Annotated in this window: 25 protein-coding genes; 11 read left to right on the top strand and 14 right to left on the bottom strand. The window is 64.2% G+C overall.

The window, feature by feature from the left end; all coding sequences use genetic code 11:
- Positions 1-9: 9 nt before the first annotated feature.
- The 6 genes from GA566_RS09805 to GA566_RS09780 form a co-directional block, all read right to left on the bottom strand.
- A complete protein-coding gene (locus GA566_RS09805) occupies positions 10-711 on the bottom strand; it encodes a DUF3348 domain-containing protein (protein ID WP_160472633.1) in 702 nt (233 codons plus the stop codon).
- Positions 712-836: 125 nt separating this feature from the next.
- Positions 837-1,154 (bottom strand): NIPSNAP family protein, encoded by a 318-nt coding sequence (locus GA566_RS09800; protein ID WP_137926081.1) that lies wholly within the window; start codon positions 1,152-1,154, stop codon positions 837-839.
- A 33-nt stretch (positions 1,155-1,187) separates the two neighbouring features.
- Positions 1,188-2,162, bottom strand: a complete 975-nt coding sequence (locus GA566_RS09795) for a tripartite tricarboxylate transporter substrate binding protein (RefSeq protein WP_137926080.1) — start codon at positions 2,160-2,162, stop codon at positions 1,188-1,190.
- Positions 2,163-2,320: 158 nt separating this feature from the next.
- Entirely contained in the window at positions 2,321-3,262 is a 942-nt protein-coding gene (locus GA566_RS09790) for a helix-turn-helix domain-containing protein (protein WP_346812409.1), read from the bottom strand.
- Positions 3,259-3,489 (bottom strand): hypothetical protein, encoded by a 231-nt coding sequence (locus GA566_RS09785; protein ID WP_160472632.1) that lies wholly within the window; start codon positions 3,487-3,489, stop codon positions 3,259-3,261. The genes GA566_RS09790 and GA566_RS09785 overlap by 4 nt, the downstream gene beginning before the upstream one ends.
- Positions 3,490-3,630: 141 nt before the next feature.
- Positions 3,631-5,763 carry a TonB-dependent siderophore receptor gene (locus tag GA566_RS09780; RefSeq protein ID WP_237380120.1) on the bottom strand — a complete coding sequence of 711 codons (2,133 nt, stop codon included), beginning with the start codon at positions 5,761-5,763 and terminating at the stop codon, positions 3,631-3,633.
- Between the two features lie 86 nt (positions 5,764-5,849).
- Here GA566_RS09780 and GA566_RS09775 point away from each other — a divergent pair, with 86 nt between their 5' ends.
- Positions 5,850-6,038: a hypothetical protein gene (locus tag GA566_RS09775; RefSeq protein ID WP_160472631.1), complete on the top strand. Its 189-nt coding sequence runs from the start codon at positions 5,850-5,852 to the stop codon at positions 6,036-6,038.
- Between the two features lie 121 nt (positions 6,039-6,159).
- Here the strand turns inward: GA566_RS09775 and GA566_RS09770 are convergent, their stop codons facing one another.
- The gene (locus tag GA566_RS09770; RefSeq protein WP_160472630.1) at positions 6,160-6,834 is read right to left on the bottom strand and encodes a hypothetical protein; all 675 of its coding nucleotides are present in this window, start codon (positions 6,832-6,834) and stop codon (positions 6,160-6,162) included.
- Between the two features lie 268 nt (positions 6,835-7,102).
- On the opposite strand from GA566_RS09770, the gene GA566_RS09765 reads away from it, so the two are divergent.
- Positions 7,103-7,618 carry a hypothetical protein gene (locus tag GA566_RS09765; protein WP_160472629.1) on the top strand — a complete coding sequence of 172 codons (516 nt, stop codon included), beginning with the start codon at positions 7,103-7,105 and terminating at the stop codon, positions 7,616-7,618.
- 3 nt (positions 7,619-7,621) lie between these two features.
- Here the strand turns inward: GA566_RS09765 and GA566_RS09760 are convergent, their stop codons facing one another.
- Complete coding sequence (locus tag GA566_RS09760) at positions 7,622-8,554, bottom strand: LysR family transcriptional regulator (protein WP_160472628.1); 933 nt, start codon at positions 8,552-8,554, stop codon at positions 7,622-7,624.
- Positions 8,555-8,667: 113 nt separating this feature from the next.
- Between GA566_RS09760 and GA566_RS09755 the strand changes: the two genes are divergently transcribed.
- The 4 genes from GA566_RS09755 to GA566_RS09740 all read left to right on the top strand — a co-directional run bounded on the left by GA566_RS09755 (position 8,668) and on the right by GA566_RS09740 (position 11,338).
- Positions 8,668-9,675 (top strand): zinc-binding alcohol dehydrogenase family protein, encoded by a 1,008-nt coding sequence (locus GA566_RS09755; RefSeq protein WP_160472627.1) that lies wholly within the window; start codon positions 8,668-8,670, stop codon positions 9,673-9,675.
- A 60-nt stretch (positions 9,676-9,735) separates the two neighbouring features.
- On the top strand, positions 9,736-10,389 hold the full coding sequence (gene nfsB / locus GA566_RS09750) for an oxygen-insensitive NAD(P)H nitroreductase (protein WP_137926073.1): 654 nt from the start codon (positions 9,736-9,738) through the stop codon (positions 10,387-10,389).
- Between the two features lie 232 nt (positions 10,390-10,621).
- On the top strand, positions 10,622-10,834 hold the full coding sequence (locus GA566_RS09745; protein ID WP_137926072.1) for a hypothetical protein: 213 nt from the start codon (positions 10,622-10,624) through the stop codon (positions 10,832-10,834).
- A gap of 36 nt (positions 10,835-10,870) precedes the next feature.
- Complete coding sequence (locus GA566_RS09740) at positions 10,871-11,338, top strand: OsmC family protein (RefSeq protein ID WP_160472626.1); 468 nt, start codon at positions 10,871-10,873, stop codon at positions 11,336-11,338.
- A gap of 74 nt (positions 11,339-11,412) precedes the next feature.
- Here the strand turns inward: GA566_RS09740 and GA566_RS09735 are convergent, their stop codons facing one another.
- From GA566_RS09735 to GA566_RS09725, 3 genes are read right to left on the bottom strand one after another with little or no spacing between them, the layout of a single operon-like run.
- Complete coding sequence (locus tag GA566_RS09735) at positions 11,413-12,195, bottom strand: class II aldolase/adducin family protein (RefSeq protein ID WP_160472625.1); 783 nt, start codon at positions 12,193-12,195, stop codon at positions 11,413-11,415.
- 16 nt (positions 12,196-12,211) lie between these two features.
- A complete protein-coding gene (locus tag GA566_RS09730; protein WP_137926069.1) occupies positions 12,212-12,586 on the bottom strand; it encodes a RidA family protein in 375 nt (124 codons plus the stop codon).
- 7 nt (positions 12,587-12,593) lie between these two features.
- Positions 12,594-13,580, bottom strand: a complete 987-nt coding sequence (locus GA566_RS09725; RefSeq protein ID WP_160472624.1) for an NAD(P)-dependent oxidoreductase — start codon at positions 13,578-13,580, stop codon at positions 12,594-12,596.
- Positions 13,581-13,831: 251 nt separating this feature from the next.
- Between GA566_RS09725 and GA566_RS09720 the strand changes: the two genes are divergently transcribed.
- Both GA566_RS09720 and GA566_RS09715 read left to right on the top strand, forming a co-directional pair.
- Positions 13,832-14,860, top strand: a complete 1,029-nt coding sequence (locus tag GA566_RS09720; RefSeq protein ID WP_237380118.1) for a tripartite tricarboxylate transporter substrate binding protein — start codon at positions 13,832-13,834, stop codon at positions 14,858-14,860.
- A 141-nt stretch (positions 14,861-15,001) separates the two neighbouring features.
- Positions 15,002-15,673, top strand: a complete 672-nt coding sequence (locus GA566_RS09715) for a GntR family transcriptional regulator (RefSeq protein ID WP_160472623.1) — start codon at positions 15,002-15,004, stop codon at positions 15,671-15,673.
- 20 nt (positions 15,674-15,693) lie between these two features.
- On the opposite strand, the gene GA566_RS09710 is transcribed toward GA566_RS09715, so the two are convergent.
- Both GA566_RS09710 and GA566_RS09705 read right to left on the bottom strand, forming a co-directional pair.
- Entirely contained in the window at positions 15,694-17,352 is a 1,659-nt protein-coding gene (locus GA566_RS09710) for a GMC family oxidoreductase (protein ID WP_137926066.1), read from the bottom strand.
- 24 nt (positions 17,353-17,376) lie between these two features.
- A complete protein-coding gene (locus GA566_RS09705) occupies positions 17,377-19,350 on the bottom strand; it encodes an alkyl/aryl-sulfatase (RefSeq protein ID WP_160472622.1) in 1,974 nt (657 codons plus the stop codon).
- Between the two features lie 99 nt (positions 19,351-19,449).
- On the opposite strand from GA566_RS09705, the gene GA566_RS09700 reads away from it, so the two are divergent.
- Both GA566_RS09700 and GA566_RS09695 read left to right on the top strand, forming a co-directional pair.
- Positions 19,450-20,358 (top strand): LysR family transcriptional regulator, encoded by a 909-nt coding sequence (locus GA566_RS09700; RefSeq protein ID WP_160472621.1) that lies wholly within the window; start codon positions 19,450-19,452, stop codon positions 20,356-20,358.
- Between the two features lie 56 nt (positions 20,359-20,414).
- Positions 20,415-20,618 carry a hypothetical protein gene (locus GA566_RS09695; RefSeq protein ID WP_160472620.1) on the top strand — a complete coding sequence of 68 codons (204 nt, stop codon included), beginning with the start codon at positions 20,415-20,417 and terminating at the stop codon, positions 20,616-20,618.
- A 53-nt stretch (positions 20,619-20,671) separates the two neighbouring features.
- On the opposite strand, the gene fabI is transcribed toward GA566_RS09695, so the two are convergent.
- Positions 20,672-21,454, bottom strand: a complete 783-nt coding sequence (gene fabI, locus GA566_RS09690) for an enoyl-ACP reductase FabI (protein ID WP_137926063.1) — start codon at positions 21,452-21,454, stop codon at positions 20,672-20,674.
- A 215-nt stretch (positions 21,455-21,669) separates the two neighbouring features.
- On the opposite strand from fabI, the gene GA566_RS09685 reads away from it, so the two are divergent.
- Complete coding sequence (locus GA566_RS09685; RefSeq protein ID WP_137926062.1) at positions 21,670-23,553, top strand: extracellular solute-binding protein; 1,884 nt, start codon at positions 21,670-21,672, stop codon at positions 23,551-23,553.
- The last annotated feature ends 5 nt before the right edge of the window (positions 23,554-23,558 follow it).

The following is a 23,558-nucleotide window of genomic DNA, read 5'->3' as shown; positions in this document are numbered from 1 at the left end:
GTCAGTCGATCAGTTTTCGCGCAGGGCGGCGAGCAACGCATCCACGGGCTGGAAGCGGATCTCCAGCTCTGCCAGCAGCACGCTCTGCATATCCGAGCGAAACACGTTCAGCCACGCGCCTTCCGCGCCGCGCAGCCTCGTGAAATGTGGTTCCAACATGCCGGGCACGGCAGCCAGCACGGCCTGTTCGCGTGCGCCGAGCACCTGTTCCATGACCGAATCCAGCATCGCCAGCCTTGCAGCCTGCGGCGATTTCGATGCCAGCGCCGTGCGCAGTCGCGCGCGCAGGCCAGCAATCTCGCGCTCCATCTGCATTTGCAGCGTGATGTAGCGCTGGCGATGGACGGCGAAATCCACGTCGACCGGATCGGGCGCAATCTGACGCGCCGGCATGCGGCGACGGCTGTCTGACGAGGCGCCTTGTCCGGTAATCGCCACGGTCAGCATGTTGCGCACGTGTGTGCCGGCGGCGTCCAGGTTCACGCTGGCATTTCCGCGCACCGGTGCGCGGGACGGCACATCGGCCGAATGGCTGCCCGGCGGGGTCGACAGGGCGGTTGACAGCGCAATGGCGTCGGTCCAGCCCAGCCACCGGCTCATCACGGCGGACAGCGATGGCGCGGCGCCGGAGGTTCCGGCGTCGGTCAGGCGCGCCAACAGGCGGAGCAGTTTCGGGCCGCTGAAACCCGTGCGCTGTGGCACTTGCGTCATGTCGGCAGGATGAAAAAAAGGGGGGAGTTTACACGGTCGCGGACGCGGGGCACAGCAATGAAAAAAGGGGAGAGCGCGATGCTCTCCCCTTCAGGACTACGGGTGATGCGGGTGAATGCCGGTATTTACGGCTGGAAGAACGACACCGGCGTCATCAACTTGTTCTCCTGGCTGATCAGGTAGCCCGCTTCGGCGCTCATCTTCAGGTAAGTTGCCCAGGCCGGGTCCTTCTGCAGCGCCTGGCGCTTGGCTTCGCGATCGGCGGCGCTGTCATAGACCCAGATGTGCATGTAGCTGTTGACGTTGCCGGTCTCGGTCTGCAGGTAAGCCAGCGGCTTGCCAAGGTGCTGGCTCTGGACCGCGAACCCATGTTCGGCGTACAGCGCCAGGTGTTTCTTGATCGTGCCGGGATGGCAGGTGTAGGTGCGGACGTCGAACAGCATGGGTTACCTCGGATTAAAAGTCATTCAGTAAATTCAGTCGACGGTGGCGCCGGACTGTTTGACAAGCACGGCCCAGCGCGTCACTTCCTGGTTCACGTACTTCTGGAATGCTGCCTGGTCGTCGCCCACGGGGTCGGCGCCAAGACCTTTGAGTCGATCCTTGACGGCGGGGTCCGCCACGCTCTGGACGATGGCGTGGGAGAGTTTCTCCACGGCCGCCGGTGGCGTGCCAGCCGGTGCGAACAGGCCGAACCACGAGCGCGCGGTCATGTTGGGGAACGGCGTCTCCGAGAAGGCTGGTACGTCCGGCAGCGCGGCGTGGCGCTTGTTGCCGGTCACGGCCAGTGCCTTGAGCTTGCCGCCCTGCACCTGCGAGAGCACCTCGGGCAGGTTGGCGAACATGACCTGGACCTGACCGCCCATCACGTCATTGAGCGCCTGCGAGCCGCCCTTGTAGGCGACGTGTGTCATCTTGGCGCCCGCCAGCGTGCTGAACTGCTCGCCGGCCAGGTGGGATGCGGTGCCGGTGCCGCCCGATGCATAGTTGACGCTGCCTGCATTCTTCTTCGCATAGGCGGCGAGTTCGCTGGCGGACTTGACCGGTACCGAGGGGTTGACCACCAGCAGCAGCGGGACCGAGGCCAGGTTGGACAGGCCCACGAAGTCCTTCGTGAGACTGTAGTTGAGCTTTTGATAGAGCGAGGCGTTGATGGCGTGGCTCGACGTGGCCATCAGCAGCGTATAGCCATCGGCATCCGAACGCGCAGCCGCAACGGCGCCGATATTACCGTTGGCGCCGGCCTTGTTTTCCACCACGACTGACTGGCCGAGCCGGGCGGACATGGCCTGTGCCACGGTGCGCGCGATCACATCGGTGGCGCCGCCAGCGGCGAACGGCACGATGATGCGCAAGGGGCGATCCGGATAGTCCGCCATGGCGTTGAAGGTCGTGATCGCCAATGCGGCGGCCACGGCAAGGCCCCGCAACCGGGCGGTTGCTTTGAACATGTCTGTCTCCTGTGCCTCTGGTTTTCTTATGACATGCCGATGCGGGCGTGATCCCCGGCGTTCGGCTGCACCATGAGCACAGACTGTACGCAATCGCGTGGCAGCGGCGTTAGGACGGATCAGACGTTGTATTGGACTTTTTTGCGCGTCAGTCCAGATCACTCCAGCGGGCGGCAATATTTCTTGCGGAAATCGCCCGGTGTCAGGCCGGTCTGCTTCTTGAAGAAGCGGGCGAAATAGGCGGGGTCCTCGATATTCAGGCGGAAGGCAATCTCGGCGATGCCCGTTTCGGTATTGCTGAGCCAGCGCTTGGCTTCCAGCACCACGCGCTCCTGCACCACCTGGCTGGCCGTGCGCGCCACGGTTCGCTTGACCGCATCGTTCAATTGGCGCTCGCTCACGCTGAGCGCCTCGGCGTACTGGCCGATGGTATCGAAGCGCAGGTAGTGCGTTTCCACCAGCACGGTGAAGCGCCGCGTCAATGCCTGGTGCGGTCCGATATCGGTGGCGTGATCGTCGTCGGGAATCAGGCGGCGCAGGCGTGTGAGCAGAATCAGCAGGCAGGCCTGCACCACATCGGTAAAGCCGGGTTGCCGATCGCGCGCCTCGCGGTCCATCTCGTCGAGCAGCGGCAGCATGCTGTCATGCTCGGCCTGCGAGAGATACAGGGCGCTATTGCCGCGCGTGGGGTGGAAGAACGGAAACCTGGCCACGTCGTCCGCACGCGGAAACATCCGGGCGAAGAAGTCCGTGCTGAAGTTCAGCACGTAGCCGTAGGGCTTGACCGACGACATCCATGCATGGACCTGCCCCGGCGACAGAAAGAAGACCGAGTGGTCGCGCACATCGAAATGCGCGAAGTCCAGCATGTGCGTACCGCTGGCCCGGGTCATCCAGAGCAGGTGGTAGTAGTTGTGCCGGTGCAGGAAGCCGCGCGGAATATCGTCCCGATCCTCCAGTTTCACGAGATCGAAATAGAACGATCCGTCGCCCGCGAAATCGGAGGTCTCGAAGGTGGGAAACTCGCCGGTGGGGCTGGAGGGTTTGGTGCCCGCCGGAAGCAGCGGCTCGACGGACGGGCGTCGTTGCCCCGCTGTCACGCCGATGCGGACGGTTTGTCGAACGCCGCCGACACGCGGGCCTGGACGCGGTCCATGACTTCCAGCATCGCCGCGTCTGCCTCACCGCTCGCCGTCACGCCGGTGGCGTCCTTCGGCTTGGCGCCAACGGGATGAAACACGAAAGTCGCGCCGAACTCCTTGCCAGCTTCCTCGCGCAGGCTCTGGTTCAGTGCTTTCAGGTACTTCTTCTTGGTGGCCTTTCTCATCGCCTGGTTTCCTGTGATGGGTAATCACCTCGTGGTTGAGGTGTCAACGTTGTTGGCAGGAGCCGGATCTGACCCGCGAAGAGATAGTAAACGCCGGTTTGCCCGGGCGGCAACCCGACGTGTAGCTGGGACGCCCAAACCCTAGAACTTGTAGTTCACCGTCACCTCGAAGCGCCGGCCCGTGCCTTGCAGCCATTGCGTGGGGTTGTAGTACGCCGTGGTGGCGTACTGGCGGTCGAAGATGTTGAAGCCGCGCAGTGACAGCGTGGTGTCGCGGCGGGGGCGCCATTGCAGCAGCACGTCGGTGGTGGTGTAGCCCGGCATCTCCAGCGTGTTGGCGCGATCCGCGAAGCGGCGGCCCACGTAGCGGATACCGGTGCCGGCCGTCCAGCCCGGCAGGAAGCGCCAGGTCAGCCAGACATTGGCCAGGCGTTCCGGCACGTCGGTAGGCACGTTGCCCGCGCGCGAGACGGGGGTGCCGCCCACCGATTCCGTGAAGTCGTCATAGCGCGCCTGCAGCAGCGCCGCGTTGGCATCGACACGCCAGCCCGGCAGGAACTCCACGCCCACCGTGGCCTCGATGCCCTTGGTGGACTGCTCGCCCACCTGCACGCTGAGCGAGGGGTTCAGCACGTCGCGCGTGACCAGGTTCTTCTTGACGATGTGGTACGCGGCGAACGTCCACTCGCCCTTGTTGTCGAGGAAGTTCTGCTTGACCCCGGCCTCGACCTGCCGGCCCGTGGCCAGCCCGAAGTTGCTGTTGGCCGGCGAGAGCATCAGCAGTGCGCTGACCGGATCGGCCGCTTCGGAATACTGTGCATAGATCGCGAGGTTGCGCGTCAGGTTGTAGACCGTGCCAGCACGCCAGCCTACGTTGGAGAAGCTCTTGTCGTATGCCTGCTGGTTCGTCACCAGGTCATGGCGCCGGATATCGGCATGGTCGTAGCGCAGGCCGGCCAGCACCGACCATTTCGGCGTGATCTCCAGCCGGTCTTCGGCGAAGAACGCATATTGCGTGGCCTCGTTGTTGTACTTCGGCGCCGTGCCCGCCACGTTGATGAACGTGCCGCGGTCGAACGCATAGGGGTCTACCGTGGACGTGCCCGAGTAGGGCGAGTTGTTGGTGTGGCGGAACGATGCGCGGTTGACGTCGAAGCCGGCCGAGATCGTGTTCTTCATGCCGGCCACGTCGTGGCGGTACGTGGCGCTGGTGGTGTTGCCCACCTGCCACTGGTCGTGCAGGATTTCGGTATAGCTGGAGCGCTCGATCAATCCGCTGGCGGGCAGGTAGTTGTAGTACTCGGCGTTGCGCCAGTGTCGTTTGCTGTCGATGTAGTAGAGCCGCGACTGCACGGTGAGGTTGCCGCTGGGCGTCCACTTGGCCGCGAGCTCCGTCCACTGGTCGTCGAACTTGATCTGGCTGTCGGCCACGTTGTAGTTCTTGCGACGCAGGCTGTCGTCCTGCTGGCCGTTGACGAGCGGCACGCCGAAGTACCGCTCGGGTTCCTGCCATCCCTTGGCGTAACTGAGTTTCAGGCTCAGCTCGGGCGTGGGATCCCATTGCAGCGCGCCCGAGAGCGTGAGGTCGCGCGAGTTGCCGAAATCGACCCAGCCGTCCGAGCGGTTGCCGCTGACGTCCAGCCGGTACGACCATTCTTCGTTGATCGCGCCGCCGCTGCCGATGCCCAGCCTCTGCGTGTTGTTGCTGCCCACCGTCGCCTGGATCTCGTTCTCGATGGGGCCGCGCGTAGGCTTCTTCGGCACCACGTTGACCACGCCGCCGATGGCGCCTTCGCCATAGATGACCGAGGCCGGGCCGCGTAGCACTTCAATGCGTTCCACGGACCAGGTATCGAATGGGAAGGTCACGCCGATGCCGCCGTACTGGCGCGTGCCGTCGTACAGGCGCATCACCGACGACGCATCCGTGAAGCCGCGCGCAGAGAGCGCGGAGCCGCCGTTGCCCGGGTGGCCGAGGTTCGACAGGCCGGGCGCGCGGCTGACAGCATCGACCACCGATGCGTCCCCGCGCTCCTCGATCTGTTCGCGCGTGATGACATCCACGCTGGCGGGTGTCTGCATCGGCGTGAGACCGAGGTTGGAGCCGACCGAGGCAGGTTCCTGCAGCACGGTGGGCGCCGTGGCGGCGGTCACCGTGACGGGCGTCAGCTCATGCACCGGGGCTTCCGTGCCTTGAGCATAGGCGGGACTGAAAGCGGGAACGCCGAGCATCGCCACGGCGGCGGCGATAGCAGTTTTTCGGATAACGATCATTGGCCTGCGGCATTGCGTGCCGCGCGTGGTGCGGGCACGTTCATGTGAGAGCAGGCATTGTATGAATGCGCTGACAGGCGGCCTATGTGACACGACGCCGCACTGTGGAACGCGGCGCGCCGCGCATGGTCTTTCAGCGGCGCAGTCTGCGCCAGCCCACCACGACACCGCTGACCGACATCACAAGGCCCACGATCGACAGCAGCCACACCACGATGTCCCATGCCGGACGGTGCTGCGTCAGCGAGACGAAATCCCAGCTATGCGCCGCGTGATGCCACGCGCAGGACCGGAAACTTGCGTGTCTGGTGATGGCTGTTCCGCACGATCGGTGTCGCGCATGATCTCGCCGGGGCGCGGCACGTTGCCGCATGGCCCCCGGCGGCCACTGGCAAATCAGAACAGCACTTCGGCGACGTCGATCGACTCACGCGGGAAGATGTTCTGCCACACGCCGTTCTTCTTTTCGGCGGTCAGCGGCAGGGCGCCTTGCCACGCTTGCGTCAACGGGGCGTTCTCATAGCCCACGCGCAGCTTGTCGATGGCTTCGCGGTATTGCGCGGTGTTCCAGCTGCTCTTCGAGGCGCGCTGCAGGAAGCCCGAGATCTTCTCCGGCGGGCTTACCACCTTGCATTCGAACGCCACGCTGACGGCCAGCATGCTCTTCGGTACGTCTTGCGTGATCGGCTCGGACTTGCCGACCGTGCATACCGAACGCTTCTGCGCATCGCGCACGCTTTGCATCAGCTTTTCCACTGCCGGCACGAGCGCAGCCTTGTCTTTGTCGGAGAGCTTCACCTGCTCCAGCATCACCGGCGCCAGATCCTTGGCGTAGTCCTTGTCGGCCTGCACCGTGTCCGGGATGTTGATGAAGTCGCCATCGGCCTTGTTGGCCTTGCGCACCGGGCGCGTGTAGTCGTTAAGCGACTGCATGGCTGCAGGGTCCGAGAGAACGAGGGTACGGAGGAACAGGTCCGTGACCGCCTCGGGCGTCGGCTTGGTGGCGGCGTGCGCGGTGCTGGCGACGGCCAGAACGGCCGCGGCCAGGGTGCGGAGGGACTTCGCTTTCATTGCTGCTTCCTGATGTGATGGCGCCTTGTGACGCCTTTGCTACGAGCGGACGGCGGGCCGTCCGGGCAGGGCGTCACGCATTGGCTGGCAACGCACCATGCGTGTGCATCATAGTTATCTTTATGCACCACGTCTACGCTACAATATGGCGAAAGCGCCATATTTATCACGGCTCTTCGGCGCTTTGGTTTTGGCGAATCAGCGTTAGGCTGCGGGGCTTTCCGTGGGCCGGGGCGATTCGCTCGGGCGCCAGGCCGTCTCCTCCGTTATGCCAATCAAGACCTTCACGCTTCCTCTCATTGCCGCCACATTCGCCGTGGCAGCCACGTTCGGCAATGCCGCACCGGCGCAGGCCAACCCGGCCACAGCCGCAGCAGCGGAGTATCTGCCCGCCAAGGCCGATTTCATCGGCAAGTGGAAAATCTACGGCGCAACGGTGCGTCCGCCATCCGATCTCGGTGCTCCCGCCACGCCGGAGCAGACGGCCGCCGCGTACACCGGGCAGCGGACGCTATTGAGTTTCTATCGGGCCTTCGACTACCTGGAGATCGACGCGGATGGCCGTTTCAACTTCCATCAGCCCGGAGACCAGACAGGGGACCGTTGCGTGTGGTGCGGCACGTGGTCGTTCCACAACGATTCGCTGTGGCTGGACCTGCCGAACGCGCCGCGCCTCGATATCTATGCGAAGGGCGGCAAGATGCAGATGACCTATACCTCGGAAATCGGCGAATCGTCGCGGTTCAAGTGGCAGGTCGTGGGCTGGGAGAAGGTCGGTCAGTAATGTTCAGACGCCTTGATAACGCGTATGCACCGCGAGCCGGTTGCTGATGGCCTGCAACCGCTCGCGCAGCGCCGCGTGCAGGTAGCGCACGGCGGGCGAGAACTGCCGCCGGTGCGGGCAGATCAGGTTCAGCGGCACCGGCTCTCCGGGCTGGTCCGGCAGCAGGAGTTCCAGCCGGCCCTGTTCCACGTCGTCGCAGACATCGATCCACGATTTGTAGGCGACGCCCCGTCCATCGATGGCCCAGCGGCGCGCAATTTCCGCGTCGTCGCATAGCAGCACACCTTTGACCGTGATCTGCCGGCGCATGCCGGCGGCCGGAAACGTCCATCGGTCGTAGACGCGGCCACCCAGCACGAATGGCAGGCACTGGTGCATCAGCAGGTCGTCCAGCGCAGCAGGCCGGCCATGCCGTTGCAGATACTCGGGCGACGCCACCAGCACGCGCCGGTTGTGCTCGGCCAGCGGCAACGCCACGTAGGTGGCGCCCTCATTCACGCCATAGCGGATGGCGATGTCCACGGGATCGCGGAACACATCGGTCACCTGGTCGGAGACCGACAACCGCAGCACCAGCTTCGGATGCGCCTCGCGGAACGCCGTGAGCATCGGCAACAGGACATTGCGGCCAAGGTCAGAGGGCGCGGCGATCTTGAGCGTGCCCTGCAGCGCCTTCTGCTCGCCATGCAGGCGGTCGCGGCCTTCTCTCAGCGTGGATAGCACTTCATCGGCATAAGGCAGGTACTGCTCGCCCTCGGCAGTCAGCCGCAGGCTGCGCGTGGAGCGCGCGAACAGCCGGATATCGAGTTCCTTCTCCAGCCGCTGGATGGCTGCACTGACCTGCCCAGGCAGCAGATCAGCCTCGCGCGCCGCATTGGAAAAACTGCCCAGCGCGGCGGTGCGCACGAAAAGCTGCAAGTCTTCGAGTCGGATCATTTTCACGCCAGAAGAGAAAGTCCTGCCAAATTCTCCCAGTTTTTAAATAACTCCGCAGTGGCGAAGATGCTGTCCATGCCTCGCATCCCATCTACCCGGCCCGGAGAATTTCAATGAAAGCCATTGTCTACAGCCAGCACGGCCTGCCCATTGCAGATCCCAAATCGCTTTACGAAGCCGAGATTGCCCGGCCCGAGCCCGGTTTGCGCGACTTGCTCGTGAAGATCCAGGCCATTTCCGTGAACCCGGTGGACACCAAGGTTCGTGCCGGTTCTCCCACCGATACCCCGCGCATCCTCGGCTGGGATGCCGTGGGTATCGTGGAAGCCATCGGTCCTGATGTCACACTGTTCCAGCCCGGCGACACCGTCTACTACGCCGGTTCGATCACGCGCCCCGGAGCCTATGCCGAGTATGGGCTGGTCGATGAGCGGATCGCCGGACGCAAACCGACGACGCTGTCGGATGCCGATGCCGCCGCGCTGCCGCTGACATCGCTTACCGCCTGGGAACTGTTGTTCGATCGCCTCGGCGTGCCGGAAGGCGGCGGCGAGGGGGCCTCGCTGCTGATCGTCGGTGCGGCCGGTGGCGTGGGATCGATCCTGACGCAGCTTGCGCGCAAGCTGACCAAGCTGCGCGTGATCGGCACGGCCTCGCGTCCCGAGACCGAAGCATGGATCCGCGAACTTGGCGCGCATGACGTGATCGACCACACCCGGCCATTGCTCGAAGGGCTGCGTGCGATTGGCGCGCCACAAGTGGAATACGTGGCCAGCCTGACCCATACCGACGACCACTATCCGCAGATCGTCGAGGCGCTGGCCCCGCAAGGCCGGCTTGGCGTGATCGACGATCCGAAGACGCTCGATGTGGTGCCGCTCAAGCGCAAGGCCGCCTCGCTGCATTGGGAACTGATGTTCACGCGCTCGCTGTTCGAGACGCCCGACATGGTGCGCCAGCACGAGATCCTGAATCGCGTGGCTGCGCTGGTGGACGAGGGCGTGCTGCGCACCACCATCGGCGAGCACTTCGGCACGATCAACGCCGAGAACCTGCGACGCGCCCATGCATTGATCGAAAGCAGCCGCGCTCGCGGCAAGATCGTGCTCGAAGGCTTCTGAGCCGCCGCGCCAATCCGGTAATCTCCCGCTTTTTTAGTTTCCATCCAGACAGGACGATCCATGGACTTCAACGACGCCGTACTTTCCCGCCATACCGTCAAGGCTTACGAAGGTGGCCGCAGCCTGCCGCAGGAGCAGGTGGACAAACTGCTGAACTGGCTGCATTTCAGCCCGTCCTCGGTGAATTCGCAGCCGTGGCATTTCGTGGTGGCATCGACGCCGGAAGGCCGCGAGCAGATCGCGAAGGCCACGACGGGTGGCTTTGCCTACAACCATCCGAAGGTCACCGATGCCTCGCACGTGATTGCGCTGTGCATGCGTGCCGACCTCGATGAAGCGCACCTGAATGCGGTACTGGCGCAAGAGGCCGCTGATGGCCGCTTCAAGGACGACGCCGCGCGTGCCGGCCAGGACAAGAGCCGCCGCGGCTATGTGGACCTGCACCGCTACGCGCTGCGCGACGTACCGCAGTGGATGGAGAAGCAGGTCTACCTCGCACTGGGCGGGTTGCTGCTGGGCGCGGGCATGCTCGGCATCGATGCCACGCCGATGGAAGGCTTCGATGCTGCCGCACTCGACGAGTCGCTGAAGCTGCGCGAACGCGGCCTCACCAGCGTGGTGCTGGTCTCGCTGGGCTATCGCAGCGAGAAGGACTTCAACGCCGGACTGCCGAAATCGCGCCTGCCGAAGGAAGCGGTCTTCACGCATATCTGAGGCGCCAGCCAAAGACGCTTCCCGCACAGAACTTGTGCGGGGCACGCCTCTTGGTAAGCCCACCCTATCCGAAAGGATAGGGGTGGATACGCAGGCGGTTGGGGTGGCTCTTCCTCATGTACAGCAGTCAGGAAGCGGCGCGGCGGATACGATGTTTCCCTGTTGTCGGGGCCGTCTTCGGGCGGTTTCAAGCCCGACTGAAACGTCCATCGATTCCTCGTGAGGAGCAGGCATGAGTCTCTGCGCAACGACCAAGTCCACATTCCTGGAAACCAGCCGCCGCTATCTGCTGACCGGCGCGATTGCCGGCACCATCGGCGGTGCCTTGACCGGCGCCCTGATGCTTGCCACGCCGCTCGGCGATGTGCTGCCTGGCAATATGGTTCAGGACGTGGCGTCGCGCGCCATCGATGCGATGTCCGGAGGCATTCTCGCCCGGCTATGATGGCGGTCTCCCACCCAGGCAGACCAGGAAACCATCGTGGCAAACCGCGAACATCACTACCGTGTCAACGTGCAGTGGACCGGCAACACCGGCTCGGGCACCTCTTCATACCGCAGCTATCGTCGTGACTATGTGATCCGGGCTGGTGCCAAGCCGCCGATCGACGGTTCGTCCGATCCCGCTTTCCTTGGCGATCCCGCGCGCTGGAACCCCGAAGACCTGCTGGTGGCCTCCGCATCGGCCTGCCACAAGCTCTGGTATCTGCATCTCTGCGCGGAAGCCGGCATCGTCGTGCTGTCCTACGAGGACGAGGCGCACGGCACCATGCGCGAAGGCGAACGCGGCGCGTTCACCGGCATCGTGCTCTACCCGCGCGTGGTGATCCGTGCAGGCGACGACGTGGCACTGGCGACGCGCCTGCATCATGATGCGCACGACAAGTGCTACATCGCCAATTCGTTCAACTTCCCGGTCGACTGCGAGCCGACCATCGAGACGGCCTGACGTTCGTAGCCTGCCGCAGGGCGGCCCCGACACGTGCATCGTGCCGGGGCCGCCCTTGCCGTCGCCACGCCGGATCAGCAGCGATAGTCGCCGCCATCCCGGTCCAGCAGCCGCAGCAACGCTGTCCATTCGCGGTCCAGGTGGACCGTGTCGAGATAGGCGTAGTCATCGTGCTGCTTTGCCGCGTGCTCGCAGACTTCGGGTGAAGGGATCGTGACCTTCTGGCCCATCGACAGCGTCTGCACCTGGATCTCGCAGGCACGGTTCAGGTAGAACATGCGCGTGAACGCCTCGGCTACCGAGCGTCCCGTGGTCAGCAGGCCATGGTTGCGCAGGACCAGGTAGTTGGCATCGCGCATCGACGCCACGATGCGCGAGCGCTCGTCGAGATCCAGTGAAATCCCCTCGTAATCGTGATAGTTCACGCGGTTGTAGAACTGCATGCTGATCTGGTTCAGCGGCAGCAGTCCGCATTCCAGCGCGGCAACGGCCATGCCCGCATCGGTGTGCAGGTGGACCACGCACTCCACATCGTGACGGCTCTGGTGCAGGGCGCTATGGATCGTGAAGCCCGCGGCGTTGACCTCGAAGCGGTTGTCGCCGATGGGCCGGCCTTCCGTGTCGATCTTGACCAGGGCCGAGGCCGTGATCTCGTCGAAGAACCAGCCGTGGGGGTTGATCAGGAACTGGTCGGTCGTGCCCGGCACGCGCACCGAGATGTGCGTGTAGATCAGGTCCGTCAACTTGAACTTGGCGGCCAGTCGGTACGCGGCGGCCAGTTGCACGCGTACCGCCCATTCCTCGTCGCCGATATTGAGCGGCTTGCGGTTGCGATGCGGATCGGTCGTGGAAATCATGATTTGGGTCCCTTCGTTATGCCAGCAGGGCAGTGATGACGATCTCGACGCGGTAGGCTGGGTCGGCCAGTTCCACCTTGCCGCAGCAGCGCGTGGGCGTTTCGCCGGGAGCCACCCAGGCGTCCCAGACCGCATTGAATCCGTCGAAATCGGCCATGTCGGCCAGCCAGATCTGCGCAGTCAGCGCGTGGCGTTTGGCCGTACCTGCCTCGGCCAGCAGGGCGTCCACCTTGGCCAGCGCCTGGCGCGCCTGCACGGCGATGTCGCCAGTCTTGTCGTCGGCTACCTGACCGGCCAGGAAGACCATGCCGTTGGCGATCACGGCGCGGCTGCGGCGATGGTTCTGGTCCAGGCGCGTGATGGGTGCGGTCGATGCGGAAGTATGGGTCATGGCGGGTTCAGGCTTGAGTCTTGACGATGCGGCGGCAGTGGTCCAGCGCGGCGCCGATCAGGTTGTTGTTGGCTTCGGGCGTCCGGAATGCCGAATGGGCGGACAGCGTGACATTGGGCAGGGTGGTCAGCACGTGGCCGGCGGGCATCGGTTCCACCGTGAAGACGTCGAGCCCGGCATGGGCAAGCTTGCCGCTTTCCAGCGCCGCGATCATGGCGGCCTCATCCACCAGTGCACCGCGCGCCGTGTTGACGAGGATGGCGCCATCGCGCATCGATGCGATGCGTTCCGCGGTGATCAGGCCACGCGTTTCGTCCGTCAGCAGCAGGTGCAGCGAGACCACATCGCTCTGCGCCAGCAGGGTATCCAGCTCGACAAACTCCACACCCTCGTGGGTCTTCGGCGTGCGATTCCATGCGATGACGCGCATGCCGATGCCGCGCGCCAGCCGCGCCAGTTCCTGTGCGATACCGCCGAAACCCACCAGGCCCAGCGTCTTGCCCGTCAGTTGCAGCGCGTCCGAACGCAGCCAGTTGCCGGCGCGCATCTCGCGATCCATGCGCCCGAAATTTCGCGCCGCTGCCCACATCAGCCCGAACGCGCACTCGGCCACGGCCGTGTCGCCATAGCCCTTGATCGTATGCACGGTGATGCCGATGTCCGCGAGCTCCTCGGGGTTCATGTAGCTGCGCGGGCCGGTGCCCAGGAACACCACGTGCTTCAGTCCCTCGCACTGCCGGGCAATGTCGGTGGGCAGGTGCGTGTGATCGACGATGGCGATGGGCGCGCCGGCCAGCGCTGCGGGCAGCTCGGCGGGGGTGATGTTGGGCTGGCGGTTGATGGTCAGCGGCAGATCATCGGCCCGGTGCAGGCGTGAAGACACTTCCGACAGTGTGGGATTGGCGTCGACGAATACGGCGCGCCATGCACCAGTATCGGTCGAGGGATTTTCGGAAACAGTGCGGGAAGCGACGGCGGAAAGGGTGAAAGTCATTGTTTCTGCTCGGCAATGAATGGTTGGCAGGGCGGCGATATCCGGGTGTACCCGGGGTGTGCGATTTTTGCGCTGATTCGGTGCCGATGACCCAGAACAGGGATTCATTCTCGGTGCAACGGTGAAGCGCAGCATAACGCTTTACAGAATACAGATCAATAATTAAAGTCTGTATACAGGACGGAGTGCAGGGCCGGAGCGATTGCCCCGGTCTCCACCGTGCCCCCCACCACCTGCCTTGGAGCGTTACCATGACGTTGCACCGACTTGCCTCGATTCCCGCCTCCCTGCTTGCTTTCCCGCTCATTTTTCCGCTCGGCTTGCCACTGATGCTCGGGTCTGCCGCTGCCTCCGCGCAAGACACCGCTGCGTGGCCGCAGAGCACCATCGCCATCGTCAGCGGCTTCCCTGGCGGTGCCGCCACAGACATCTACGCGCGGAAGCTGGGTGCCGAACTGACCCGGGAGTACAACGTGCCGGTGATTTCGGATAATCGACCGGGTGCCGGAGGGAATATCGCCTCCAGCCTGGTCGCGCAGGCAAAGCCGGATGGTTATACCTTCCTGTTGGGAACGGCCGGCACGCACGCCATTAATCCAGCCCTATATTCGAAGTTGCAATTCGATGTGGTGAATGATTTTTCGCGAATTGCATTATTGGGAACGCTGCCCAATATCCTGCTGGTGAATCCGGAAAAGCATCCCGAGATCAAGACCTGCCAGGATCTGCTGAATGCGGCGCGCAAGGAGCCGGGCAAGCTGAACTACGCGTCTACCGGCAACGGCGCTTCGGGCCATCTGGCCGGCACCCAGTTCGCCACAGCCTCCAAGACCAGCTACATGCACATTCCGTACAAGGGGCAGGGGCCGGCGATGACGGCATTGCTTTCGGGCGAGGTCGATTTCTTCTTCAACCAGAGTTCGCCCAGCCTGGGCGCGATCCAGTCGGGCAAGGTCCGGGCGCTGGCGGTGACGTCGGCCCAGCGCGTCAGCGTGCTGCCGAATGTGCCGACTGTGGCGGAAGCCTGCAACCTGCCGGGCTTCGAGAGCACCACGTGGTACGGGCTGCTGGGGCCGGCCAAACTGCCTGCCGATATCCAGAGCCGCATGTCCAAGTCGGTGTTGCGGATCATCAATGAGGACAGTTTCCGGCAATGGCTGGTCAGCCAGGCAATCCAGCCGATTGCGGACGGCGGCCCCGTCAATTTCAAGCGCGTGCAGGTGGCCGATATGAAATCGTGGGCCCGCATCGTCAAGGATTCCGGCGCCCATATCGATTAATGGTTGTTGCACCGGCACGATTTGTATTCAGGCCGGTGCACAGCTGCGGATGCAGGGGCGGGATTCAGGTATATTCCAGCCTTTCTCCGGCCGCCCGACGGGCGCCGGAGCGCTGGAAAACCAGATACAGGAATCGATAACGTGGCAACCGCGGCAACCGACAGCATCGTCGAGCAGGTGTATGACAAGCTCAAGCTGATGAGCGTGGGCTATGAGTTCAAGCCCGGCGAGCGCCTTAACGAAGGCGTGCTGGCCAGTGCCCTGGGCGTCAGCCGCACGCCGCTGCGCGAGGCGCTGACCCGCCTGACCATGGAAGGACTGCTGCGGTTCTCGCCCGGCAAGGGGTTCTTCTGCCGCGACCTCGACGCGCAGGAAGTGTTCTCGCTCTACGAGATGCGCAAGATCGTGGAGACCGAGGCGCTCCGGCTGGCCATCGAGCGTGCAAAGGACGAGGAAATCGATGCGCTGCTGGCCTTCCTTGAAAGCACCGGCCCGGAGCCGGGGGATCGCAGCGTGGAAGAACTCGTCAGGCTCGACGAGACCTTCCACGAGGGGCTGATGGCGATGTCAGGCAACCAGGAGATGCTCCGGGTGCTCAAGAATATCAACGCTCGCATCCGCTTCGTGCGTTGGATCGACATGGAACGCTGCGACCGGCGCGTGAGCCAGAACGACCACCGCGACATCCTGCTCGGTCTCAAGGCTCGCGACCCCGAGCGCTGCATCCCGATCCTCACGCGCCATATCAGCCGGCGCTATGACGAAATCTCCGCTGCGCTCAAGGAAGGGCTGGCACAGATCTACATGGGCTGATCTGGCCGGGCGGCTGACGCTTACCCCTGCCGCAGCAGGTCGGCAGCCCGCTCCGCGATCATGATGGTCGGCGCATTGGTGTTGCCGCCGATCAGCGTGGGCATCACCGATGCATCCACCACACGCAGTCCCGCCACGCCGTGCACGCGTAGTTGCGGATCGACCACTGCCATCGCATCGACCCCCATCTTGCAGGTGCCCACCGGGTGATAGATCGTGTCGGCATTCCCGCGCACGAAATCGCGAATCGCCTGGTCGTCGCCTTCTCCGGGGCCGAGCACTGCGTCAAGCGGATCGGCGCCTGATCGATCCCCCAGCGCGGCCTGCGCAAAGATGCGCCGCATCAGCTTCACGCCCGCCACCATGCCGTCGAGGTCCGATGGCGCGGAGAGGAATCGCGGATCGATCAGCGGGGTCTCGCGCATGTCCGCCGATTGCAGCCGCACCGTGCCCCGGCTCTCGGGGCGCAGCACGCAGGCATGGCACGAGTAGCCGTGACCCGGCCGGCCATTGCCCTTGCCGTTACGGAAGACTTCCGAATTGCCGAGCAGCGCTGGCGCGAAGTGAAGCTGCAGGTCGGGCGCGGCAAGCTCCGGACGCGTCTTGACGAACGCGCCAGCCTCTGCCACCGGCGAGGCCAGCATGCCCGTGCGGCGCCAGCGGTAGCGCATCACCTCTCCCGCCATGCGCGCCACGCCGCGCAGCGAATAGCCGTACAGGTGCCACGACGCCACGGGTTTTCCGATGATCACATCGAGGTGGTCCTGCAGGTTCTCGCCCACGCCGGGCAGGTCGTGCACCACGTCGATGCCGAGGCTGCGTAGGTGATCTCCCGGCCCGATGCCCGAGGCCATCAGCAACTGCGGCGAATGGAACGCACCGGCGCTCACGATGACCTCGCGCCGCGCCCGCAGCGTCTGCCGCAGGCCGTCACGCACGATCTCCACGCCCACCGCGCGCTTGCCCTCGAACACGATGCGCAGCGCCTGGGTATCCACCATCACGTCGAGATTCGCGCGCCCCGCGTTGTAGCCGGCGTCGGCACGATTGCCACGATGCAGATAGGCGCGCGCCGCATTCCATCGCTCGCCGTTGTATTGCGTGGCCTGATACAGCCCCACGCCTTCCTGTTCGGCGCCATTGAAATCGTTGTTGAGCGGCAGCCCGGCCTGCGCGGCAGCCTGCACGAAGCGGCGCGAAAATGGATTCGGCGTGCGCAAGTCGCTCACGTGCAGCGGTCCGCTGCCGCCGTGCCAGGCATCGTCGCGCCCCGCGTTGCGCTGGTTGCATTCGCTGCGGCGGAAGTAGGGCAGCACTGCGTCATAGCCCCAGCCTTCCGCCCCCAGTTCGGCCCAGCGGTCGTAGTCGCTGCGATGCCCACGCACGTAGAGCATCGCGTTGATCGAGGAACTACCGCCCAGCCCGCGCCCGCGCGGCTGGTACGAAGGCCGGCCGTTGAGTCCCGCCTGCGGCACGGTGCGCAGGCCATAGTTGCGCGGTCCGGCATTGGGAACGGTGCGGGCAATGGCCAGCGGCGTCCAGACACTGGGATGATGATCGTGCGGCCCGGTTTCGAGCAAGGCCACGGTCTGGCCGGGTTGGTCAGCCAACCGGCCCGCCAGCGCGCAGCCCGCCGAACCGGCGCCGATGACGATGTAGTCGAACGTTGTCTCGCGCATGAGTTCTGTCTCCTCCCGCTGTTCTTATTTCTGATAGCCGTGCGGCGTCACCAGGTTGAAGCTGCTGTCGAACGTGTCGAGCATGCCGAACAAGCCTGCCACGGCCTGCGGGTTGCCGTCGATCCGGATTGCGCCCGACTGGATGGCCTGCGGCAGCGTCAGTTGCTTCAGGCTGATCTGATCGAGCGTGGCCTTGGTCAGCGTGACCGTGGCGGTAGGCTGCGTGTGCTGGGCTTCGGACACATAGGTCAGGGCGCTGTTGCGCAGCGTCATCGCATAGCGCTGGCCCAGATCCGTGAATTGCCAGTTCAGCGTCATCGTCTTACCGGCGGCCTTGTCCGCATTGAGCCGGACGGCGAGGAAATCGAAGAAGTTCTGCACCGTCAGTGCGCGCACCAGATCGGACGAACTTGTGGCACCTTGCGTGGACTTGCGCACGCCGTCGCGCAGTTCCTGCGCGCCGCTCAGATAGATGTTGCGCCACGTGGCGTTCTCGCTCTGGTAGCCGAGCTGTTCGAGCGCATCGGCCTGCAGCGCGCGCGCGGCCTCGTTCGATGGATCGGCAAACACAAGTTCGTTGCCGATCTGCGCCACCCAGCGGTACTCGCCGCGCGCGAAGGCATCGCGCAGCTTGCCCAGCACGGCATCGGCACCGCCCATCCACTCGATGGTCTTCTTCGCGGCGGATTCGGGCGGCAGCGGGTTCAGGTGCGCCGGGTTGCCATCGTAGAAGCCCAGGTAGCGCTGATACACGGCGCGGACGTTGTGGCTCACCGAGCCGTAGTAGTCCCGCGCATACCACTTGCTGGCGAGCGGCTGCGGCAGGGTCTTCAGTTGATCCGCGATCTCAAGGGGCGAGTAGCCGAGATTCATCAACCGCAATGTCTGATCGTTCAGATACGCGTACATGTCGCGCTGGTCGGACAGCAACTCGACGATATTTGCACGGCCCCAGGTTGGCCAATGGTGCTGGCCGATCAGCACATCGGTGCGGTCGCCGTAGCGCAGCAGCGACTGCGCCAGGAAGTACGACCAGCCCTTGGCGTCGCGCACCTGTGCGCCACGCAGCGTCAGCAGGTTGTGCTGGGTGCGCACGGCGTTCTCCGCGATGCACAGCGTGCGGAACTGCGGCAGGTAGATGTTCATCTCTGCCGGCGCCTCGGTGCCCGGTGTCAGCTGAAACTCGATGTCCACGCCGTCGATGCGGCGCGTCTCGATCGGTTTCTCCACCAGCGACGTGGGCGCCAGCAGCGTCATGGTGCCGCGCGCCAGCGCCTTCCCCAGACCGGTATCCACCTGGCCGGTGGCACGCTTCGGCAGGTTGGTGCCGTACATGTACTGCGCGCGGCGGCTCATGGCCGTACCGGCCAGCACGTTCTCGCTGACCGCTTCATCCATGAAGCCGTGCGGCGCAATGATCGCAACCTTGCCCGATTTGACATCGGCATCGCTGACGATGCCGCGCACGCCGCCGAAGTGATCGGCGTGGCTGTGGGTATAGATCACCGCGACGATGGGCTTGCGCGGACGGTGCGCATAGTAGAGATCAAGCGCGGCGCGGGCCGTCTCGGCGGTCAGCAGCGTGTCGATGACGATCAGTCCCGTGTCGCCTTCGATGATGTTCATGTTGGCAAGGTCGTTGCCGCGGATCTGATAGACACGGTCCGTCACCTTGAACAGACCTGCTTCGTTATTCAGTTGCGCCAGCCGCCAGAGGCTGGGATTGACTGTGCTTGGCGAATCGGCGGCGGATTCGAAGGCATAGGCGTCGAAATCCCATGCGACGCTGCCATCTGCTGCCTTGATCGTGCGTTCGGGAAAGCGCGCCACCAGCCCGCGCTTCGCATCTTCATAGTCGGCCCGGTCCGAGAACGGCAGCTTGCGCAGCCATTCGGCATTCGACTGTGCGGTCAGGGGAGTGGCCGGCTTGGGCGCGGCGGAGGCACTCATCGCGGTAAGCAAGGCGGTAACCAGCAGGGCGGGGCGAGCGAAGCGCATGGAAATCAGTCTCGGATTGGACGAAGCGTCTATTGGAAGCGTGTCACACCTATAATTCAATTGCAAAGTTTGTATTGCAGTGATGCATGGAGTGCATACGTGAATCTGAAGAGGCTCGAACATCTGGTGGCGGTGGCCGAGGAAGGCTCACTCGCGGCTGCGGCACGGCGCGTGCATCTGAGCCAGCCGGCGCTCACCCGCAGCATCCAGGCACTGGAGGAGGAGGCTGGCGCCGTGCTGCTCGACCGAGGCGCGCGCGGCGTCACGCTGACTACCGTGGGGCGTATGGTGACCGAACGCGCGCGGCGCATCCTGTTTGAATCGGGCTGCCTGGCCCGTGACCTTGCTTTGGTGCGCCAGCACGAGATCGGCAGCGTACAGATCGGCCTGGGCGCCTTCCCGGCCGCCATCCTGCTGCCCGAACTGCTCGGTGCCCTGCATCGGCAATGGCCGAAACTGCGTATCGCCACCGAGGTCAGCCACCCGCGTGCGTTGCTGGATGCGCTCTACGCGGAGCAGGTCGATTTCGTCGTGATCGAGCACAGCACGATCCCGACTGCCGCCGAGCTGGAAGTGGTGCGCCTGCCAGCCGGCCCCGGCGGCGTCTTCGTCCGCGCCGGCCATCCGCTGGCCAGCGCGCCTGTGGATCTTGCGACGGTACGCGCCTCGGCGCTCGTCTCCGTCGTCTTTCCGCCGGAAACCCATGAACGCCTGCGCAAGCTACTGCGCTGCAAGCCCGGCGAAGACCTCCCGTTCCAGGTGGAAAGCAACGACTTCCGCGCGCTGACCCATCTTGTGCGCGACGCCGACGCGCTGCTGCTGGCCCCCGCCCGCGCGGTACGTGAAGAACTGGAGGCAGGGCGCCTCGTGCCGCTCGATATTGCCGAACTCCGTGACATCCCGATGCAGTTCGCTGTCGTCTGGCTGACCCAGCGGACGCTGTCGCCAGCGGCAGAGCGGGCGGTGGGGGTGATTTTGGAGGTGGCGGGGGATGGTGTTTCGCAGTGAACGGGTTGACGAGTTCCCAATCTATATTCGGTGTCAACTACTAACCGGAGCCGATTGTGCCCGCAGAGCTAGACCCTGACAGCGACTGGCAAACGTCCTCATTGCTGAGGATTCTCGCCCTTGGACAACTGCAGATCAATCGGCGCCAGTTTTCCGGAATTCAGGACGTGTTCGCAGAATTGGATGAATTGGATGAATTGGATGAATTGGATCGCCGGGACAAGTCCAATAGTTTGTCGAATACACATCCTGCCAAATGAAGAAGCGCCCAAACGGGGCGCTTCTTCATTCGGCAAACAAACTACCAAACCGCTTACTCTTCCACCGCCGTACCGACGATGTTGTAGCCGCCATCGACATACGTGATCTCGCCGGTCACGCCGCTGGCCAGGTCCGACAGCAGGAAGGCGGCCACGTTGCCGACTTCCTCGATCGTGACGTTACGGCGCATCGGGGCCACGTCTTCGAAGTGCTTCAGCAGCTTGCCGAAATCCTTGATGCCCGAGGCGGCCAGCGTCTTGATCGGGCCGGCCGAGATGCCGTTGGCGCGCATGCCCTTGGGACCCACGGCCGATGCCAGGTAGCGGACGCTGGCTTCCAGCGATGCCTTGGCCAGGCCCATCGTGTTGTAGTTGGGAACCACGCGCTCGGCGCCGAGGTACGTCAGCGTGAGCAGCGATGCCTTGTCGTTCAGCAGCGGCATGGCGGCCTTGGCCATGGCCGGGAAGCTGTAGGCCGAGATGTCATGGGCGATGCGGAAGCCTTCGCGCGACAGGCCGTCGAGGAAGTCGCCGGCGATGGCTTCGCGCGGCGCGAAGCCGATCGAATGCACCAAACCGTCGAATTTATCCCAGCGTTGCCCCAATGCGGCGAACGTGGCGGCGATCTGCTCGTCGCTGCCGACGTCGCAGTCATAGATCATGTCGGAACCGAATTCCTTGGCGAAGTCCGTGATGCGGTCCTTGAACCGTTCGCCCACGTACGTGAAGGCCAGTTCGGCGCCTTCGCGCTTGCATGCCGAGGCGATGCCGTAGGCAATCGAACGGTTGGAAAGCAAGCCCGTGATCAGGATCCGCTTACCTGCCAGAAATCCCATAGAAACTCCATGATTGGTTGTGTGGACGGGCATGTTTTGTGCACCGGGCCGTGGCCTGGTGCATCGGCGGGAATCATTGCCCGCATTTTGTTGCGCCGCGTAGAGGGAATGTCCGGATGGCTGGTCGCCAACCGAACGCATGTAAAATTGTCGCACAACTTCGCCCGGCCACAAGCCGTCGGGCTGTCTCGGGCACTGTGGAGGTCTGCAACCGGATGCTGATTCATGCACGTTGGCCGCGTTGGGCGGCAGGGCGGTGCTTCCGTCGACGCGCGGCGATGCAGTGGGGTCTGGCGCTTTCGATCATGGCTACGGGTTTTCCCGTATCGGTTCATGCCGGTCATGGCTTCGCGCTGCATGGCGACCTCAAGTATCAAGCCGATTTCTCGCATTTCGACTACGTCAACCCGACGGCGCCCCAGGGCGGCACGCTGACGCTTGCCAATCCGGACCGCCGCACCAGTTTCGACAAGTTCAACCCGTTCACACTCAAGGGCACGGCCGCGCCGGGCCTGACCTCGCTGATGTTCGAAACGCTGCTGATCAGCAGCGCGGATGAATCGGCCAGCGCCTATGGCCTGCTGGCCAACGACGTGACGGTGGCGCCAGACCAGCTTTCGGTCACGTTCCAGATCCGTCCCGAGGCGCGTTTCAATAATGGCGATCCCGTGCTGGCCGCCGACGTCAAGTATTCCTACGACATGCTGATGAGCAAGTCCGCCAGCCCGGGCTACCGCAGCATGTGCTCGGACGTGAAAGCCGTGGTGGTAACCGGCGAGCGTTCCGTACGGTTTGACTTCAAGCAGCGGAATGCCGAGTTGCCGCTGATCGTGGGGCAATTGCCGATCTTCTCGAAGAAATGGACGGCCAAGGTACCGTTCGAGAAGGTCACGTTCGAAGAGCCTGTGGCCAGCGGCCCCTACCGGATCGAGCGATTCGACGCCGGGCGCGGCATCATTTTCCAGCGCAATCCGGCCTATTGGGGCGCAAAGCTGGCCGTGCGCAAAGGCACGTTCAACTTCAATCGCGTGGTCTACCGGCTCTACAAGGACGAGACCGCCCGGCTCGAGGCATTCAAGGCCGGCGAGTTCGATGCGATCGTCGAATATCGCTCCAAGAACTGGGCCAAGAGCTATGTCGGCAAGCGGTTCCGTGACGGCAGCCTGATCAAGACCGAGTTTCCGCACCGGAACGGCGCCGGGATGCAGGGCTTCGTCATGAATATGCGCAAGCCGATTTTCCAGGACGTGAACGTACGCCGGGCGCTGATCCTCGCGCTCGACTTCGAATGGCTGAACCGCCAGTTGTTCTATGGCGCCTATCGGCGGCTCGACAGCTGGTTCTCCAACAGCGACCTGGCCGCGAGCATCACGTTCGACGGCAAGCCGGGCCCCGGCGAGCTGAAGCTGCTGGAACCACTGCGTCACGAACTGCCGCCGGAAGTGTTTGGCGTGGATGTGGTGCAGCCCACCACCAACCCGCCACGCTCGTTGCGTGACAACCTTCGCGACGCCCGGCGTCTGCTGGCGCAGGCCGGCTGGACCTACGCAGACGGCGCGCTGCGCAACGCCAAGGGCGAACCACTCGTCTTCGAATTCCTTGACGATGGCGGCGCGATGAGCCGCGTGATTACCGCCTACGTGCGGAACCTGGAAAAGCTCGGCATCCAGGTGCATCAGCGCACCACGGACTTCGCGCTGTACCAGAAGCGGCTGGAAGATTTCGATTTCGACATGGTGTCGATTCGCTTCCCGGACTCCCAAAGCCCGGGCAACGAACTGCGCGACCGCTTTACGGCCGAGGCGGCCGGCACGCCGGGCTCGGACAACCTGTTCGGGCTCAAGTCCCCGGCGGTGGACAAGCTGGTGGACGCCGTGCTGCACGCCGAATCGCGCGATGACCTGATCGTGGCGGGCCGGGCACTCGACCGTGTGCTGATGCATGGGTACTACATCGTGCCGAACTGGTACAGTGCGTCCCACCGTGTGTCGTACCGCAAGGAGCTGTCGTACCCGACGCGCCTGCCGTATTTCTACACCGCGGAGGGCTGGATTCTCTCCAACTGGTGGCGCAGCGACCTCGCGCCCAAGACGCAGTAAGGATA

The sequence above is a fragment of the Cupriavidus sp. SW-Y-13 genome (genome assembly GCF_009793345.1).
In the GTDB taxonomy this organism is placed as follows: Bacteria; Pseudomonadota; Gammaproteobacteria; order Burkholderiales; family Burkholderiaceae; genus Cupriavidus.
The sequence above is the reverse complement of the archived record's forward strand: the minus strand, read 5'-3'. Positions and strand labels throughout refer to the sequence as shown.

What these genes read in the sequence shown, in the direction of transcription:
- GA566_RS09805 (WP_160472633.1), bottom strand. Translation starts at nt 711, where the DNA reads ATGACGCAAGTGCCACAGCGCACGGGTTTCAGCGGCCCGAAACTGCTC.
- GA566_RS09800 (WP_137926081.1), bottom strand. Translation starts at nt 1,154, where the DNA reads ATGCTGTTCGACGTCCGCACCTACACCTGCCATCCCGGCACGATCAAG.
- GA566_RS09795 (WP_137926080.1), bottom strand. Translation starts at nt 2,162, where the DNA reads ATGTTCAAAGCAACCGCCCGGTTGCGGGGCCTTGCCGTGGCCGCCGCA.
- GA566_RS09785 (WP_160472632.1), bottom strand. Translation starts at nt 3,489, where the DNA reads ATGAGAAAGGCCACCAAGAAGAAGTACCTGAAAGCACTGAACCAGAGC.
- GA566_RS09780 (WP_237380120.1), bottom strand. Translation starts at nt 5,763, where the DNA reads ATGATCGTTATCCGAAAAACTGCTATCGCCGCCGCCGTGGCGATGCTC.
- GA566_RS09770 (WP_160472630.1), bottom strand. Translation starts at nt 6,834, where the DNA reads ATGAAAGCGAAGTCCCTCCGCACCCTGGCCGCGGCCGTTCTGGCCGTC.
- GA566_RS09765 (WP_160472629.1), top strand. Translation starts at nt 7,103, where the DNA reads ATGCCAATCAAGACCTTCACGCTTCCTCTCATTGCCGCCACATTCGCC.
- GA566_RS09760 (WP_160472628.1), bottom strand. Translation starts at nt 8,554, where the DNA reads ATGATCCGACTCGAAGACTTGCAGCTTTTCGTGCGCACCGCCGCGCTG.
- GA566_RS09755 (WP_160472627.1), top strand. Translation starts at nt 8,668, where the DNA reads ATGAAAGCCATTGTCTACAGCCAGCACGGCCTGCCCATTGCAGATCCC.
- nfsB (WP_137926073.1), top strand. Translation starts at nt 9,736, where the DNA reads ATGGACTTCAACGACGCCGTACTTTCCCGCCATACCGTCAAGGCTTAC.
- GA566_RS09745 (WP_137926072.1), top strand. Translation starts at nt 10,622, where the DNA reads ATGAGTCTCTGCGCAACGACCAAGTCCACATTCCTGGAAACCAGCCGC.
- GA566_RS09735 (WP_160472625.1), bottom strand. Translation starts at nt 12,195, where the DNA reads ATGATTTCCACGACCGATCCGCATCGCAACCGCAAGCCGCTCAATATC.
- GA566_RS09730 (WP_137926069.1), bottom strand. Translation starts at nt 12,586, where the DNA reads ATGACCCATACTTCCGCATCGACCGCACCCATCACGCGCCTGGACCAG.
- GA566_RS09725 (WP_160472624.1), bottom strand. Translation starts at nt 13,580, where the DNA reads ATGACTTTCACCCTTTCCGCCGTCGCTTCCCGCACTGTTTCCGAAAAT.
- GA566_RS09720 (WP_237380118.1), top strand. Translation starts at nt 13,832, where the DNA reads ATGACGTTGCACCGACTTGCCTCGATTCCCGCCTCCCTGCTTGCTTTC.
- GA566_RS09710 (WP_137926066.1), bottom strand. Translation starts at nt 17,352, where the DNA reads ATGCGCGAGACAACGTTCGACTACATCGTCATCGGCGCCGGTTCGGCG.
- GA566_RS09705 (WP_160472622.1), bottom strand. Translation starts at nt 19,350, where the DNA reads ATGCGCTTCGCTCGCCCCGCCCTGCTGGTTACCGCCTTGCTTACCGCG.
- fabI (WP_137926063.1), bottom strand. Translation starts at nt 21,454, where the DNA reads ATGGGATTTCTGGCAGGTAAGCGGATCCTGATCACGGGCTTGCTTTCC.
- GA566_RS09685 (WP_137926062.1), top strand. Translation starts at nt 21,670, where the DNA reads ATGCTGATTCATGCACGTTGGCCGCGTTGGGCGGCAGGGCGGTGCTTC.